The 17849-nt window shown below is 40.7% G+C and carries 16 protein-coding genes; all 16 read right to left on the bottom strand.

The genetic code is table 11. The features are described from left to right. Positions 1-260 precede the first annotated feature (260 nt). Positions 261-1157, bottom strand: a complete 897-nt coding sequence (locus tag J2S74_RS01535) for a DUF1028 domain-containing protein (protein WP_307320942.1) — start codon at positions 1155-1157, stop codon at positions 261-263. 27 nt (positions 1158-1184) lie between these two features. Continuing rightward, positions 1185-2129 (bottom strand): ABC transporter ATP-binding protein, encoded by a 945-nt coding sequence (locus tag J2S74_RS01530; RefSeq protein WP_307320939.1) that lies wholly within the window; start codon positions 2127-2129, stop codon positions 1185-1187. After that, complete coding sequence (locus J2S74_RS01525) at positions 2110-3120, bottom strand: ABC transporter ATP-binding protein (RefSeq protein ID WP_307320937.1); 1011 nt, start codon at positions 3118-3120, stop codon at positions 2110-2112. The genes J2S74_RS01530 and J2S74_RS01525 overlap by 20 nt, the downstream gene beginning before the upstream one ends. A 14-nt stretch (positions 3121-3134) precedes the next feature. After that, entirely contained in the window at positions 3135-4040 is a 906-nt protein-coding gene (locus tag J2S74_RS01520) for an ABC transporter permease (RefSeq protein ID WP_307320934.1), read from the bottom strand. A gap of 11 nt (positions 4041-4051) precedes the next feature. Further along, positions 4052-4978, bottom strand: a complete 927-nt coding sequence (gene nikB / locus J2S74_RS01515; protein WP_307320933.1) for a nickel ABC transporter permease — start codon at positions 4976-4978, stop codon at positions 4052-4054. A gap of 372 nt (positions 4979-5350) precedes the next feature. Continuing rightward, positions 5351-6679, bottom strand: coding sequence for an ABC transporter substrate-binding protein (locus J2S74_RS01510; RefSeq protein WP_307321425.1), 1329 nt, complete (start codon positions 6677-6679; stop codon positions 5351-5353). Further along, entirely contained in the window at positions 6577-6906 is a 330-nt protein-coding gene (locus J2S74_RS01505; protein ID WP_307320930.1) for a hypothetical protein, read from the bottom strand. Before J2S74_RS01505 ends, J2S74_RS01510 begins: the two co-directional genes overlap by 103 nt. Before the next feature lie 4 nt (positions 6907-6910). Then, entirely contained in the window at positions 6911-7993 is a 1083-nt protein-coding gene (locus tag J2S74_RS01500; RefSeq protein WP_307320928.1) for a M42 family metallopeptidase, read from the bottom strand. A gap of 212 nt (positions 7994-8205) precedes the next feature. Beyond that, entirely contained in the window at positions 8206-8673 is a 468-nt protein-coding gene (locus tag J2S74_RS01495) for an Lrp/AsnC family transcriptional regulator (protein ID WP_307320926.1), read from the bottom strand. A 265-nt stretch (positions 8674-8938) separates the two neighbouring features. Then, a complete protein-coding gene (locus J2S74_RS01490) occupies positions 8939-9940 on the bottom strand; it encodes an ABC transporter substrate-binding protein (RefSeq protein ID WP_307320923.1) in 1002 nt (333 codons plus the stop codon). A 129-nt stretch (positions 9941-10069) separates the two neighbouring features. Continuing rightward, entirely contained in the window at positions 10070-11149 is a 1080-nt protein-coding gene (locus tag J2S74_RS01485) for an ABC transporter ATP-binding protein (RefSeq protein WP_307320921.1), read from the bottom strand. Positions 11150-11161: 12 nt separating this feature from the next. Then, positions 11162-12880, bottom strand: coding sequence for an ABC transporter permease (locus J2S74_RS01480; protein ID WP_307320919.1), 1719 nt, complete (start codon positions 12878-12880; stop codon positions 11162-11164). Positions 12881-12991: 111 nt separating this feature from the next. Further along, positions 12992-14011: an ABC transporter substrate-binding protein gene (locus J2S74_RS01475; RefSeq protein WP_307320916.1), complete on the bottom strand. Its 1020-nt coding sequence runs from the start codon at positions 14009-14011 to the stop codon at positions 12992-12994. A gap of 128 nt (positions 14012-14139) precedes the next feature. Continuing rightward, positions 14140-15411, bottom strand: a complete 1272-nt coding sequence (ulaA, locus tag J2S74_RS01470; RefSeq protein ID WP_307320914.1) for a PTS ascorbate transporter subunit IIC — start codon at positions 15409-15411, stop codon at positions 14140-14142. 13 nt (positions 15412-15424) lie between these two features. Continuing rightward, positions 15425-15721 carry a PTS sugar transporter subunit IIB gene (locus tag J2S74_RS01465; protein ID WP_307320911.1) on the bottom strand — a complete coding sequence of 99 codons (297 nt, stop codon included), beginning with the start codon at positions 15719-15721 and terminating at the stop codon, positions 15425-15427. After that, positions 15718-17805 (bottom strand): BglG family transcription antiterminator, encoded by a 2088-nt coding sequence (locus J2S74_RS01460; RefSeq protein ID WP_307320908.1) that lies wholly within the window; start codon positions 17803-17805, stop codon positions 15718-15720. Before J2S74_RS01460 ends, J2S74_RS01465 begins: the two co-directional genes overlap by 4 nt. Between the last annotated feature and the right edge of the window lie 44 nt (positions 17806-17849).

Genomic DNA, 17849 nt, shown 5'->3' with positions numbered 1-17849 from the left:
GGGCTGTTGAACAGTTATTTTGGAGAACGGAAAATCCAGATGGACCATTACAAGAAATTCTATTACACTCAGAATTAATAAAACGGGAATGAGGCCAAAGGTGTATAGAAAACAAGTTAATTAATTTGCAATGTTATCCATTTATCCACCTAAACATAATTCCTATAGATAGAAAATGTAATTATTGAAATACTTATAGTACTACTTATCACAATGAAAAAAATCAACCAATTTTCATTGGTTGATTTTTTTTGTATTTTTTATACACTAACCTTCTTGGCTGCTTTCCCTCTCATAAATCGCAATACCGCAATATCTATTTTATTATCTTCTCGGTACTTATCATCGAAGTTTTCTTGCAGGTGGAAGGTTTTTAATGCTTCCTTCAATGCTACTGGGCTATCTGTCGTTTCGAGGAAACCTAACTTCTGCAAGGCTTCTTCGACTTCAACGATGATTTGTCCTTCGATATCTACCAGTGCGGAGGCATCGGTTTTGGAGAAATACAGCATATGTAAGTCGTAAAGCCTTTTTAGTTCCTCAATCGGCTCTGGATGGTCGTCCACCCTTAAGTCAAATTGTCGATCATTATACCCTCCATAGCCGCCGTTTTCCTTTACCACATAAAGGGCGGCAGATTGTCTTCCTCGGGAATCTCCACCTGCGTTTTCCCCTGTATCAAGGGCGGCTAACAACCGCTCCGCTAGGGTCCCCTCGGCAGATTCAAAGGTTTCTACTAACGCTTGAACCGTCGCTTCACTTACGAGAATATTTCCTTGGGCAGAGCAATTTTGCCCATATTGATGACCAGCCCAGTCAAAACATTCCTTCCCTGTAAAGGCAGCAACACGGCCCTTGGCATCCATGACTGCAAATTGGCGTAACTCTCTACCTTCATCATTTTCTAATAGCATTTCCACTACCTTTTCAGGCTCATAGCCTTCCTCTAGCAGCTGTAATCCCCTTGGTCCAAAGCTAGTATTTGCCCATGACTGCGTGGCAATTGCCCCGACATTTGCCTTTGCCCATGGGACAACTGCACCTACAGCCAAAAACTTTGACTGAACGGCAATACCTAATTCGCCTGTTTCAGGATCACAGGCGACAATGGAATAGGTAGCCACAAGATTATCTTCCGTTATATCTGATCGTTTCATCGTAACAACTCCTCGTTAAGTTAATGATTAAACTAAATGACAAGCAACGAAATGCTCGGACCCTACTTCCCTCAACTCAGGCTCTTCCACTTTACAGCGTGCCTCTGCAAACGGGCACCTCGTATGGAAGCGGCAGCCGGAAGGTGGGTTTTTCGGACTCGGGACATCCCCTTCTAAAACAATTTTATGGGGTTTTTCCTCTAAGGTTGGTACTGGTACCGCAGAGAGGAGCGCCTTCGTATAAGGATGCTGGGTGTTGTGAAAAAGTTCCTCTGCTTCCGCCAGCTCGACAATTTTTCCTAAATACATAACGGCAATACGGTCGCTCACGTGTTTCACAACACTTAAATCGTGAGAAATAAATAAGTATGTCAAATTAAATTCTTCTTGGATATCCTGCATTAAATTTAACACTTGAGCTTGAATGGACACATCGAGAGCAGAGACTGGTTCATCACAGACAATGTATTTCGGATTTACTGCCAACGCCCGTGCAATTCCCACCCGTTGACGCCTGCCCCCATCCAGTTCATGGGGAAACCGGTTTACCCAGCGGGGATCCAGGCCTACCTTCTCCATAAGCTCTAATACTTGGTTATATCGATCCTTTTTCTTACCGATTTGATGAACCATCAACGGTCTCATGATCGTTTCCCCAATCGTTTGTCTTGGATCAAGGGAGGCATAAGGATCCTGAAAAATCATTTGCATCTCCTTACGCATTTTTTTCATGTTCCTTTTATTGAAGTCGTTGATGTTCTGACCTTCGAAATTAATCTCACCTGAGGTAGATTCAATTAAGCGGAGAGTCAGTCTTCCTGTGGTTGACTTTCCACAGCCGCTTTCCCCTACGAGTCCCAGCGTTTCACTTTGATTGATCGATAGACTTATCCCATCCACGGCCTTTACTGTTTGAGTTCCTGTTGTAAAATGTTTGACTAAATTATTGACCTCAAGGAGTGCTTGGCTCATTTGTTTCTACCCTCCCTCTTACTACGGTTTCATCAAATAAATGGCAGGAAACCTTATGCTCCCCATTAAGTTGAATGTTTCCTGGTTTCATAGATTTACATTCTTTCATCGCTTTTGGACACCGTGGATGAAAGGAACATCCCGATGGTATTTCCGTTGGATCTGGCATTAAGCCAACAATTGGTGTCAATCGTCTGACTTTTTTATTCATATTCGGTATCGAATTAAATAGACCTTGCGTATAGGGGTGGCTCGGATTGCGGAAGATCTCTTCAAGCGTTCCGTATTCCACGATTTCACCAGCGTACATAATCGCCACCTTATCACACACTTCCGATACGACTCCTAGGTCGTGAGTGATCAGGATCATGGACGTATTTAGCTTCTCTTTTAAGTTTGTCATTAATCTTAATACTTGGGCTTGGATGGTTACATCTAATGCTGTCGTCGGTTCGTCTGCAATCAGTAATTGGGGATTGCAGGCTAGGGCGATGGCGATTCCCACCCGTTGTTTCATACCCCCAGAAAATTCATGGGGGTATTCACTGCCCCTTTCAGCCGGTATTCCAACTAGTTCTAGAATACTGCCGGCCTTTTTTCTAGCCTCTGTTTTGGACACCTTTTCATGGAGCCAAATAACCTCTGCAATTTGATCCCCCACCGTATAAACAGGGTTTAAGGACGTCATCGGATCTTGGAAAATCATCGATATTTTATTCCCTCTCACTTTGCGAAGGACCGATTCTTTCTCTTGAAGGAGGTCTTTTCCGTCAAATTGGACACTGCCGTTTCGAATTTTGCCAGGGGGAGTTTGTATTAAACGCATGATCGCTAACGCAGTTGTCGTCTTCCCCGCACCAGTTTCTCCGACAATTCCTAACGTTTCTCCTTTGTTCACTTGAAAGCTTATATTGTTTACTGCTTTTATTTCTTTCCCTTCAGAAGTGTATTGAACACTTAAGTCCTTTACTTCTATTAATACTTCTTTCATGAACAGCTGCCTCCTTACTGTTTCAGACGTGGATCCATTGCATCTCGCAATCCATCTCCAAAAATATTTAGTGCCAATACAACGAGAGCTATGGCGATACCTGGGAAGGTCGTTACCCAATAGGCTTCATATATATATTGTCTTCCTTCACTCAACATTGCTCCCCATTCCGGTGTAGGAGGTTGAAGACCCAATCCGATAAAACTTAATCCTGCAGCGGACAGAATGGCCCAAGCTACCCCTAAGGTTGCCTGTACAATAATTGGTGCTAAACAATTGGGCAGTACATTTCTCCGAATAATCGAGAAGTTACTTTCTCCAATCGCTCGGGATGCTTCCACAAATTCCTGATCCCGTATGGAAAGGACTGATGCCCTGACGATCCGTGCATACGTAGGTAAGCTTGCAATCCCTACGGCTATCATTACATTCACAAGTCCTGGTCCTAATACGTTTACAATTGCGATGGCTAATAAAATCCCTGGAATCGCTAATAAAATATCCATGAATCTCATTAAAATATTATCTGTACTTCCGCCATAGAAACCTGCGATCGCTCCGATAATTCCCCCTAAAGTAACGGAAAAGGTTACAGCCACAAATCCCACTTGTAAAGATATTCTGGACCCATAAATAATACGGCTTAAAATATCGCGGCCATAGGCATCTGTCCCTAGCCAATGCAGCGCATTTGGTGCTTGTAATATATTAGTTAAATTTTGTTCGTTTGCTGGATAAGGTGCAATGACATCCGCTAGCAATGCGGTTAAAACTAACAAAACTAATACTCCTAAGGAAACCACGGCTAGTTTGTTTTTTAACAATCGGTACCATATATCGATATACGGATTCTTTTTTTTAATACGAGGTTTCGCTGCTGGTAATGGAAGTTCATTACTTACTTGCGTATTCGTACTCATGGTCTCCCCCCTTACTTGTATTGCGCTTTAATGCGAGGATCGATATACGCATACAACACATCTACTAATAGATTTACCATTACAAATAGAAAGGCGATAAACAATACACTACCTTGAACAACAGGAAAATCCTTTGCCCTGATGGCATCGACCATAAACCTGCCAATTCCTGGCCAAGAGAATACCGCTTCCGTTAATATGGCCCCCTCTAGTAAAACGCCCACTTGAAGTCCTACAACGGTAATAATCGGGATGAGTGCATTTTTTAGAGCATGAACATAAATAACTGCCCTTTCCGTGAGGCCCTTAGCCCTTGCGGTACGAATATAATCGCTTCTTAAAACCTCAAGCATACTGGACCTTGTCATTCTCATAATGACCGCAGCCGTCTGAGTACCTAAGGCAATGGCTGGCAGGATTAAAAAAACCATCCCCCCGTACCCCGATACAGGTAACCAGTTTAAATTAACTGCAAAAATAATAATCAACATCAAACTCAGCCAGTAGTTCGGCATGGAAAAACCAACTAAGGCACCGATCGTGGAAGTATGATCGAAAAAGGAATACTGTCTTGTTGCAGAGATAATTCCAACTGGTACACCGATGGCAATGGCCACTACCATGGCCGCAAACGTTAATTTAAGCGTGGCGGGCAGATGCTCAAAAATTTTCGTAATTACAGCTTGTCCATCTTGGATGGATCTACCAAAATCTAGTGTGACAATTCCAAATAAAAACTTGAAGTATTGGACATAAATAGGTTCATTTAATCCCATTTGTTCCCTCATGTTTTCAATATCTTCCTGGGATGCTTGCGGTCCTAGCATAATTTGTGCCGGATCCCCTGGAGTCAATTGCATTAATGTAAAAACAATGAGCGAAACACCGATGAGAACAGGGATTAGCATCAATAATCTTTTCATCACAAACCGAAACATGAAACCCCTCCTCTACTATAAGAAAGCACAGCGCCTAAAATAGCACTGAAAAAGGGCGTTTTTTCCTTTTTCAGCACCCTTTGCAATAGGCGCTGGAGCTAAATACTTTTTTTCATTTTTTAAGTACTCTATAAGGTAAGGGGAATTATTCCTTTAACTTATAGGAAAGTATCTACCGTGACAAACAAGGTTGTTCGATCGCTACAACCTACTCCCTTTCCGCGGGAAATCTGCCAAGCCTCCTCGAGCTTCCCTCTGAGGGGTCTCGGCTAAACCCTTCTCCCACAGGAGTGTCGTAGGTTTACGCTCACTCACAATGAGATGAATCAAATTTTCATAGTCCATGGTGATAATTCCATTTACATGGAGGATTTACTGAACAGATACTGGGTATAGCTTATAATTTTGTGTTGGCATATTAACGAAGCCTTGGACTCTTTCGTGAACTCCTACTAAGTTTTGACTTACTGCTAAAAATGCCCATGGTGCATCTTCCACGATTATTTCTTGTGCTTCGTGATAGTTTGCAACACGTTGTTCATGGTCCGTTTCCGCTCGTCCTGCATCTAATAAACGGTCAACATCCTCATTGGAATAGAAGCTTCGATTACCAGCTCCACCGGCATTATCGGAATGGAACAATGCATACATACCATTATCCGCATCTCCAGTCACTGTAATCCAACTTAAGATAAACATCGGTACACCTTGACCTGTTATATCTAAGAAAGCTCCCCATTCTGTTACCTGTAAATCTACTTCTACACCAATCTTTGCTAGATCAGCTTGTATAATCGTTGCGATTTGTACATCAATATCTGCATCACTTAAATATAGATCTGTTTTAAAACCGTCAGCAAATCCTGCTTCTGCAAGAAGTTGTTTTGCCTTTTCTGGATCGTATTCATATCCTGATAAGCTATCATTCGCTCCATTTATTCCTGGTGCTAATGGACCAGTTGCAGGAATTGCTGTTCCTCTGTAAGCGGCACTTACAAGGGCTTCTTTATTAATTGCGTAGTTCAATGCTTTACGAACTTGTGGATTATTAAATGGTTCTTGGCGGTGATCAAAGCTTAAGTATTTGACTTCAAAGCCCGGTACTGTATCCACATGAACATTATCAGCCGATTCTAATGTATTGATTTGCGATGCCGGTATATCTAATACAAGATCCACCCCACCAGTTCTTAATTCCGCTACTGCCGTTGCACTTTCTGGAATCACACGGAAGACAATTTCGTCAATCTCCGCTGGACCTTCAAAGTACTCTTCGAATTTTCCCATGACAATTTGCGAATTTCTATTCCACTGTACAAACTTAAAAGGACCTGTCCCAACAGGATTTACTCCGTACTGATCTCCAGCTTCTTCCACTGCTTTTTCATTAAGAATGGATGTCGCTACGTGAGTAAGGTTATATAAAATAGGTGCGAACTGTTCTTTTGTCTTAATTTGTACTGTCTGCTCGTCCACTATAGTTACTTCGTCCACAGATGCTAACATAAATGCACCTGGAGCTGACGTTTGCGGATCTAATAGGCGGTCAAAGGTGAACTTTACGTCTGAAGCTGTAAAGACTTCACCATTATGGAAAACTACATCATCACGAAGGCTAAACTCCCAAGTAAGTTCATCTTTCTGCTCCCAAGACTCTGCAAGGGAAGGAACACCTCCATATCCGCTGTTAAATCTACTAATGTATTATAGATTTGCTGCATCGGGTTGGCTGAAGCCAAGTCATTTGTTTTATGTGGGTCTAACGTAACTGCATCGGAGTTTTGCGCAACCGTTAGCCTTTGCTTTTCCCCACTTCCTTCTCCTGAATCTCCTCCTGTGGCTTGTGAAGATGTATCTCCACCTGAACAAGCCATAAGGAAAACAACTAAACTTAAACAAAGAAACATTAATTTACTTACTTTTTTCATTTGGTTACATTCCCCTCTTGTTTATTGTTTTTTTATAAAATGAGAATTCATTTGAATCTCTCATATTTAAAATAAAGCTTTTTAACAATTCCTTCGTGTTCATTAAGTCTTTTAAATCTATTAATTCAATTGGGCTGTGAGTATATCTGGATGGGATCGAAATTCCTCCTGTTGGAACTCCTTTTTTCCCTAAGTGAAGCTCTCCTGAATCTGTCCCAATACCAGGGAAGACTTCCATTTGATAAGGCAAGTTACTTTCTTTAGCACATTCAACCAGTTTTTTTCTAACTGATGGATTAGCAATGAAGCTAAAGTCCATGACCTTTATACAAGGTCCAGCACCGAGAAACATCGTTTGACCCATCGGCGCTTCTGGTGTATCACTGACGGCGGTAGTATCGATGGAAAGTGCCACATCTGCGTCAATTTGTTGTACCACAACCTTCGCCCCACGAAGACCAACTTCTTCTTGTACAGAAAATACTGCGTAAACTTCTCCGTTTACTTTGTTAAAATCAAGTTCCTCCATGGCTTTGAGTAAGACGGCACAGCCTGCCCTGTCGTCAAAACCTTTTCCTATGATCCTATCTTTAGCCATTTCCTTCTGCTCTGTAGCCCAAGTGATTGGATCTCCAACTTGTATTCCTAATTGCTCAGCTTCTGCTTTACTGTCGACACCTACATCTATGTACAGTTCAGCATGCCTGCGAACTTTCGTTGGATCTTCAAACTTCATCATATGTACAGATAAGGTTCCAATTACACCGTTGACAATGCCTTTTTCTGTTCCCACTTTTACTTGCTGGGCTAACAAAATGCGATCATCATGCCCACCTAATTTTTCAAATCGGATCAGTCCATTGTCTTCGATTTTCTTTACTATGAAACCTACTTCGTCCATATGAGCGGAAACGATTAATCGCGGTCCTGGTTGCGCACCGCTTTTCTTCATAATTAAGTTACCTACTCCATCCACCCACCATTCATCTACCTGGTCTTCTAATCTGTTCACAATATAGTGAACAACGTCTTGCTCAAACCCACACGGTCCAAACAATTCCGTAAGCTCTTGTAGGGTCTCCTTCAAGATATCCACTCCTTTTAACATAAATTATACAAATCATTTTTACTTTTAAAATACGAAAAATGTTATTTTTGTACTAAAAACATAAATTAATTAAACTTATTATACTGAAAGCGGAATATTTAAACAAGAGGAATTTTCTAACAGGGGAGAAAATTCTAATAATTTTACACAAAAAAATAACCCTCTCCTATTTGAAGGTTATTAGATCTACTTTATTTATCTTTCATGAAACGAAACTCATTTTTTAATATCTTTAGTTCCATCACTACGTCTCTTTCGCGAATCCCTTCTACTTTTTGCAGTTTATCGGAAAGAAAGTCTCCTAATTCTTCATGGGATCTTGTACAAACCTCTATCATCAACTCATATTTCCCCGATGTCATAGCTATAAACCTTACTTCATCTAATGCATGAAGCTGCTCCACACATGTGTCTAATTTATATTGTTCCACAGACAGGTGAATAATGGCCATTAATTTAAGGCCAACCTTGATTGGATTAACGATACCAACAATTTGCAAAGTTCCGTTTTCCCTTAAATTGGCTACTCGAGTACGTATCGTCCTTTCGGCAACCCCAATTTCATTGGCGATATCTTTAAAGGTTTTCCTCCCATCCTTTTGTAAATGAGAGATAATTTGAAGATCTATATCATCTATTCCCGTAAAATCCTCCGTCATATTACCACCCTCCTAATTTTAAAAATTATCTTTAAACATTCTATCGTAAACACCGTCAAAATGTAAACGCATTATGATATACTTTCCTGCTATGCTGATTCCAGCTCCCTATAGTAGAACCCCAACCAATTTAATTGCCTTTCTAAATTGCACTGCATAAGAAAAATACCCGTAACCCTTATGAGACTGCGGGTATAAACCTCTATTTCTATCGACAAAATCTAGCAATACTCAGGTGAGACAGGGACCTATTGTATTACTCCTGCTACTTCACCATTTCCACCCATCTTTCAATTAATATAGCACGGTTTAAACCTGCCCAGTTATGGTCGTAGTCAATGACATTAATCTCAGTAAGATAAAAGGCTTCCTCCGGTGAAATGGCTGTTTCATTTGTTAACAGTTGAAAGTTCCCTGTATGTTTTCCAATTTCTTGGGCTTGTTTTGTTAATGACCAGTCAATAAAAGTCTTAGCCGCTTCCAGGTCAGGTCCATTACTTATCATGGCAACAGCACCAATTTCGTATCCTGTCCCCTCTTTCGGGATCGTAATTACTAGATCACGAAACCCCTCTTTAAAAAACTTCAAGGCATCGTGTGCAAACATAATCGCAACACCCGTTTCCCCCATTCCAACGCTCCTACCAGGAACACTTCCAGAAGTGGTATAACTTCGAACATTTTCATTCAGTTTCTCCAAGTAATCAAAAGCTTCCTCCTCCCCCATCAGCTGCACTAGGGTTGCTAAAATCGTGTAAGCAGTACCTGAGGATCTAGGATCTGCCATGGAAACCATCCCTTTATATTCAGGCTTTAATAAATCTTCCCATGAATTAGGAATGTCCAGCCCCACATCCTGTAGCCAAGAACGATTGGAGACCAGTGCAATGGATCCGACATATATACCAGTCCAATACCCTTCAGGATCTTTATAAATATCAGGAATAAAACTCGAATTTGGAGAGGTATAAGACTTTAGCAACCCTTCATATTTTGCCTGAACAAAGGTATCGCTTGGACCACCATACCAAACACTTGCCTTCGGTGCATTTTGCTCGGCTCGAATCCTTGCGAGAATCTCCCCATTAGACATTCGGACATGGGATACTTTTATCCCCGTTTCCTTTTCAAAGGTCTCAATAGCCCTAATAGCATGATCCTCGTATAACCCGACATAAACGGTTAATTCACCCTTGTCTTCTCGCCCACAACTGACTAGTAACAATGCAAAAAAGAGGGCAAAAAGCCCAAGTACCCTTTTCTTCACCGACTTTTTTCCCCCTTCATTCCTTCGTACCTTCAAATTCGCAGTTCCACTAAAACTCGCTCGATTCACCTTATCTACCTATATAAAACTCCACTTATTGATTTTTGCAATATCTAAATAAAACTTCACTTAACCTTTAATAATATGCAATGACTCCTTTGGAAAATGCAGCGATACCGTTTCATCCACTTCGTAAATCTTTTCTCCCATTGGATTATGGACAGTCACTTGCAGTGGAACTCCATTATAATCTACTTCGTACTCCTGGGTTTGGCCCATGAAGACACTCTTCGTTACTTTCCCCTTCAAGGAACCTTCCCCTTCGTCCTTTAAACGAACAGCCTCAGGACGAACAACGATAAGTACTGATTGACCTTCAAAGAAGTCCCCGTAAGCAGCTGCTCTCAGAATTGTATCGGCAGTTTGAATCTCCAACTCATTCTCTTTTCGCCCAAGTACCTTCCCTTGTATGAAATTGGCAGTACCAATGAAGTCTGCAACAAATCTAGAAGTTGGACGTTGATAGATTTCTTGCGGAGAACCTACTTGCTCAATTTTTCCATTGTTCATGACGATAACCTTATCGCTCATACTCATGGCTTCACTTTGATCGTGGGTTACATAGATAGCTGTAATTCCCAATCTCTTCTGTAATCTACGAATCTCATCGCGCATTAATAATCGGAGCTTAGCATCTAAATTCGATAACGGCTCATCAAATAATAATACTCCAGGCTCCATCACAAGGGCCCTTGCTAAGGCTACACGTTGTTGTTGCCCACCGGATAACTGGCTAGGCATCCTTGTTTTATGATCCGTTAAATTCATTATACTAAAAATCTTATCTACTTTTTCCTCAATTACATCCTTTGGTAGTTTTTTAATCTTCAAACCATAAGCAACATTATCAAAAACAGACAGATGTGGAAACAATGCATAGGATTGGAACACCATAGTACAATCCCTTTTATTTGGTGAGATTTTATTGACATTCTCACTTCCAAAATAAATGTCCCCTTGAGTTACTTCTTCAAATCCTGCAACCATTCGTAAAGTCGTCGTTTTTCCACATCCAGAAGGGCCTAATAAAGTAGCAAACTCCCCCTGCTCAATGGTCAAGTTCACGTCAGATACGGCATGAACTAGGTTATTATTATCATCATGAAAGGTTTTCGTTACATTTTTTAGTGTTACCGATTTCGTTGTCATTCTAGGTCCCCCCTACATGCTTAGCGGTTTTTGCCCCGCAGGATTGTTCGTAGTCTTTTTCGTTTTCTTATCATACTCTCCGCCGAATAATCGGAGCATTCCATTTAAGATTAATAGTGAAATAATCATAATGATGATCAGAATCGTACAGTAGGCGCTCGCAACACCAATTCTTCCCGATTCTACCTGCGATAAAATCGAAGCAGTAATCAAATTATATCTAGCGGAAATCAAGAAAATTACTGCGCTCATGGCCGTCATACTTTTTACAAAACTATATACAAGGCCACTGAAAAAGGCCGGCTTGATCAAAGGAAGAACGATTCCAAAGAAAGTCTGCGATTGGTTCGCTCCTAGATTCGTAGATGCCTCTTCAATGGACGGATCTATTTGCTGTAGCGATGCGATACCCGATCGTATCCCTACTGGAACAGCCCTTACCACAAAGGCTGCTATAATTATGACGGCCGTTCCCGTAAGAGCCAATGGCGCTTTATTAAAGGACAAAATATAAGCAATCCCCAACACTGTTCCAGGAATGGCAATGGATAACATACTTACTAATTCCATTGTTTTTTTCCCAATAAAGTTTTTGCGGACAATTAGGAAGGCAATAATCATCCCTAGTAGCCCCGCAATTGGAGTAGCAATCAAAGATAAAGTAAAGGTGTCGACAATCGCTTTTTGACCGAGATTGAACACATACTTGTAATGATCTAGCGTAAAGCTGTTATTGATTCCCCATAACTGGATAAATGAACCAATCGGTACAAGAATATAAAAAAGAATGACTGTAACGGACAAGGAGAAGCAGATCCCGAACATCATATGCTTTAACCAACCAGAATCGATTAGTTTTCGACCACTGGTAGGTTTCCCTGTGACCGTAACATAGCTACGCTTCCCGACCCAGAACTTCTGAATGGCGTAAACCACCATCGTGATCGTTAACAACAACATCGCTAATGAAGCACCTGCCTGCATGTCATAGCTTCCCACTGCTTGTAAATAAATCTCCCTAGCTACAGTGGTATAGTTTCCACCAATCGTCATAGGGTTACCAAAATCAGCTAATGACTGAATAAATACTAACAAATATGCATTAGCGATTCCCGGTGTGGATAATGGCAAAGTAACACTTATAAATGTTTTCAGCTTACTAGCCCCTAAATTTTCACTTGCTTCCTCCAATGCTGGACTGATAGAACGTAATAGTCCGGCTAAAACAAGGAAGGCAATGGGAAAGTATGTTAACGTTTGTACCAATATCAAGCCGTTCAAACCATATATATTTGCATTTTGTAGCCCTAATAAATGATTAGAAATAAACCCTTGGCGTCCGAACAGCAAAATCGCGGATAATGCGATAACAAACGGTGGAGAGATAACTGGCAAAATAGCTATCCCATTAAATAATTTTTTTAATGGTACATTAATATAAGCTATCGTATAGGCAAAAATATAGGCGATGATCGTGGATAAAATAGAAACGATAAAGGCTAACACTAAGGAATTGGTCAATGCCGTTAATAGATTTCCCCCGGATAAAATCCTCTTATAGGCTGCGACAGAAAAACTACCGTCGACGGAGAAGAAACTTGTCCTCCCAATTTGGAAAAGAGGATAAACGATGAAAACGAATAATGATGCCATAACTAAAATAATACAAGTTAATAATAACGGTTCTCTAGCTAACCGTTTTAATTCTTGAATTGGCTTAACACGCCCCATATGATGACTCCTTCCCATTAGTGCTTATTCAAAAGGGAGGCAATATCCCCCTTTGAATAAACACTTTAATATGATTTTGAGCTGTGGGGGTACCCAGCAGCTCAAATATTATTAATTATTTACTTCATTGTCCCACTTATCGATTAATCGCGAACGTTGACTACCCGCTTCAGCTGGGTCGTATTCGATTGTGTTAATATCTTCTAACCTAACAGCCTTTTCTGGTTCTTTTGCATCTGGGTTGGTTAAGTTTTGGTAGCTTCCTGTTCTTTGACCAACTTCTTGTGCACTTGTACCTAATGACCAATCAATAAACTTTTGAGCTAGTTCTGATTGAGGAGCTCCATCAATAATTGCAACTGCCCCCGTTTCATAACCAGTTCCGTCTTCTGGAATTGTTAATATTAAACTATCAAATCCTTCTTCTTGATATTTGATAATATCGTGTGCGAATAATAAACCTACTGCCGCTTCACCCATACCTACCATACGGCCAGGTGCGGAACCACTTGTTGTATATTGTTGTACTTGTGGGTGTAGTTTGTGTAAGTAATCAAATCCTGCATCCTCTCCACCGAATACTTTAAGTACTGTGTAAAGGATAGTATAGGCTGTACCAGAGGAACCTGGATGAGCCATGACAATCTCATTTTCAAAGGCTGGGTGTAACAGATCTTCCCATTTAGTAGGTGCCTCTAAACCGTGTTGATCTAAGAAATCCTTATTAGAAGCAAATCCTAATGCCCCTACGTAAATTCCTGTCCAGTAGCCATCTTCATCCTTAAAACGAGGATCAATTTTTTCGGCCTCTGGTGAATGGTAGGATTGAAGTAATCCCTCTTCTACCGCTTGAACAAATGTGTCAGCTGGACCACCATACCAAATGTCTGCTTGTGGGTTATCCTTCTCTGCACGGACCTTTGCTAGAATCTCTCCCGCTGACATACGAATCATATCTACTTCAATGCCAGTATCCTCCGTGAACTGTTCCATTGCCGCAACGGCGTGGTCTTCTTGGAAGCCAACATAAACAGTAACTTTGCCAGATGAACTACCAGTTCCTGACGAGCCACACGCTACAAGGAATGCAGCCAATAAAACGTAAATGAGTACCAAACGTGTTTTTTTCAATGATGTATCCCCCTTATTTAAAGTATATATTCACAATAATGTATCCGTTTACACAAAAACAGTCCAACTCTTTGCCACTTCAAACGGCAAAAAAATAGAGCCATCGAATGGCTCTATTTCGAGTATAGTTATATAGAGGTAAAAAACCTTACCAAATAGTGGATTAATACACCAATAATGGAAAAGTCCGAATCGGCAAAGGTAGCACGAATGTATCCAAGCCCCGTTAATAGAGGGACAAGGGCCATGGGGAGCATAGTAATGATCATCCCATGGATAAAGGTAGCAATGACAAGCCCACGCCTCCCCCCGACGGTATAGGCAATAACCCCAGCAGCACCCCCGGAGAAAAAATGGGGAATGACACCTGGAATAATCGTTGTATATTGATAAATCAGGAAAATAGACATAGCGGCCAAGCCACCTAAGAAGCTAAGTAAAAACCCCATAATCGCTGCAATAGGGGCATAAGGAAAAAGAATTGGACAGTCCAATGCAGGAATAGATTTTGGCACAACCTTTTCCGCAATCCCCTGAAAAGCAGGGATAATCTCCGAAATTAGCATACGTACTCCTGCTAAAATAATATAAACTCCCGCTGTAAACCAAATCGCTTGGATGAAGGAAACGACGATAAAGTGCCGTCCAGAGAACAGTTCATTCATTCCTTCTGGAGAAACAAAAATACTAGAGATGAGAAATAATAGAAACATAAAGACAGCTACAACCACCATATGATCTTGAAAAAATGGTTGTAGTCGTTTGAATCTAGTAGAATCATTTTCTACCTTTTTAGACTTTGTTAACTGAGCGATAAAACCTGCAATCACGTATCCAACACTATTAAAATGTCCCACGGCAACTTGATTCCCGCCAACCACTTTTTTCACATAGGGTTGCGCAATAGCAGGACCAACGGACATGGCAACAGCTAGACATAATCCGCCGATGACATAAACTTCCCAACTAGCAAAGCTAGTAACAACAAGTAAGCTTGCCATCATAGAAGCCATGTATAAAATATGGTGCCCCGATAAAAAAACAAATTTCATCGGAGTAAACCTGGCAATACATAAATGAATGATCATACCTATGAGCATGATCCAAGCAATTTCATGACCATAATTTATCTGCGCTAAGGCAACAACCGTTTCATTATGAGGAATGATACCGATGATTTGAAAGCCCTGTTGAATCATCGCCGATAAATTAGAAAGGGACGTTCCAGCCGCCATACCACCGATCTGAATAAGAATATATCCTAACATGGTTTTCATCGTTCCGTTAATGAGCTTCTCTACAGGGGATTTCTGCAGAAGAAGACCGAAAAGGGCAATCATCCCCAGTAAAAATGCTGGCTCACCAATAATACCTTTATTTAAAAGTTGTGTTAGATTCATAGAACAGGGCCTCTCAATTTCTCAGTAAACAGTCTTGAATGGTTTTACTTGCTTCAAGACATTTACGTAAATACTCGGGATTGACGATATTCTCAAGGGCGATAATCTCCACTTCCCTTTGTAGATTAATAGATTCTACAATTTGCTTTGCACCAATTATAAGGTCAGGACTTTCAGCCGTAACAGACGTTTTGTCCATATTGACAACGCTCGCAGAAATGTTCCACTCTTTTAGCAGTCGTTCAAGGTTAAGTTTCAACATTAAACTAGTCCCTAGCCCACTAGAACATACGATGATAATTTGTTTCACTTGGCCTTCTCCTCCCTCTCCCTTAAACTTCTCCAGATTTGATGCGAATCCTTGCTAGTACGGAGCTTTAATATAAATTCTTCATCATTGAGAACATCCAAAATTGTTTCCAAAGCAGGTATGTGCTGATGTTTATCTACCGCTGCCATCGTGATTATCATCCACACTGGATCTTTTCTTCCTCCAAAAGGAATGGGCTCCTTTAAGGTAACCATACTAAATCCCGTCTGAAATACTCCCGTTTCATGTCCTGCATGGGGAAAGGCTACCCCTTCTGTAATAATGAAGTGATGATTGGCCTCCTTTGACATCTCAACGAGCCGCTCCCCATATTGCTCATTGGTAAAGCCACCAGCCATCAACAGAGCATTGCCTAATTCAACCGCCTCTTTCCAATTATTAGTTTCATAGGCTAATTTGATTGCACCTGGTAACAGAAATTCGGTTAAGGTACCTTTTTTATCCGTAGGTGAAACTCCGATTAAGTAGGAGAACAATTCAGATGTTAACCTTTGCTTCTCGTGCACGGTAGAAAATTTGTTCACAATGTTAGTTATATCCTTAACGACTTGTAGGACCCTTCCCTCTTCCTGCTCTGCAGCCCTCGATTCCCCAATGTAGGGAATGAGCCTTTGCTGATCCTCCCCTTGTAATAAGGGGGAAACATGGATAACCGGTACACCGGTTGAAAAGGGGATATCCATAGTAGACAATACTAGCTCCACATCGGATAAGCTCCCTTGAGTCCTTAGTTCTTTGTAGGACATTTTCTTCACAATCGTTATTTGTGGATAACTCATGGTCAATTTTCTTTCCAAAATGGAGGAAGTTCCTAATCCGGAGCTACACACTATGGCAACTTTCCTTTTATGAGGAAGCTGTTTTTGTGCTAAGCCACTACATACATGTAAGGTGATATAGCTTATTTCATGTTTATCAAAGCTAATACTCGGCTCAAAAATGGAATGGGTAACTTCTTTAATTAATTCCATAATTGGACCGTACATCGTTTCCATTTGATCGAGCAATGGATTTTCATATTGTATTTGATATTTCGCCCTGTAAAAGGCTGGTTTCAAATGAATGGCCAATCCTTCAATAATTTTACTTCGGTTAGACAGGGAATTCTCTAATCGTTTTTCCACTTCAAAAACGATTTGCTTCGCATACTGGACATACAACTTGTCCTCATTGGAACCGGACTGTTCCCGTTGTGCCCCAAGGACGTGCTGAGTAATATAGCCAATTTCTCCGAGGGGAGGATGTATATTAAAAATATCATTAAAATAGGAAGTTACAATGGAATTGATTATCTCGAACTCGCTTTTTTCTTGTAATTCTATTAAAAGGCTATCCTCCATTTTGATAAGATTTCCTGCCCTAAGACGTTCCACTGCCATTAAGAGATGGAGGATGAGGGCGGTAAAACTGGAATCGGAGAATTCAATACATAATTGTTTCTCCAACTGTCGTACCACTTCATATAGTTCGTGTATATCCTCTAGTTTGAACCAGTCACTCCAAGATACTCCCGTTAGCTCTTCAGTTCTATTGTTAAAGAGGATTTGAATGATTTTTTCCTCCGTTAATTCTTCACGCAAAAGGTCCAAGTACGCTTTTCTCAATTCCTTTTCCTTCCCTTTAATTAAAACAAAGCCTTGCTCCCTTACTAAGGTAAGCCGATAGTTTTCTAGCCAAGTACGTGCACCTTGAATATCATTAAGAAAAGTATTCCTACTAATCTTATAATCTTCCATTAGCTGTTCGGAAGATACTTTTTCCATCTCTAAGAGCTGTTTTGTTATCAACTTCACCCGCTCTTTTGCCTCAATGAAGGGAGGTTTCTCCTTTAATAGACCTAAAATAAAGCTCCGGTCTTTCTCATCTATCGGAACGAATACACCACGTTTTCGATTTCTTTCAAGACAGATGTTTTTTTCCTTCAACCACTCTTCTATTATTAATAAATCATACCGTACTGTTCTAACAGAAATACCATACTTTTGCTTGAAATCATCCATTTTGATGTAATCATTCTTCTCAACAAGATCACCAAGCATCTTCTGTTGCCTAATGGAAAGCATGATATCCCCTCTTTCAGAATTCTATAACAATTATTTTATCATAA

The sequence above is a fragment of the Evansella vedderi genome (assembly GCF_030813435.1).
Classification (GTDB): domain Bacteria; phylum Bacillota; class Bacilli; order Bacillales; family Salisediminibacteriaceae; genus Evansella; species Evansella vedderi.
The sequence above is the reverse complement of the archived record's forward strand: the minus strand, read 5'-3'. Positions and strand labels throughout refer to the sequence as shown.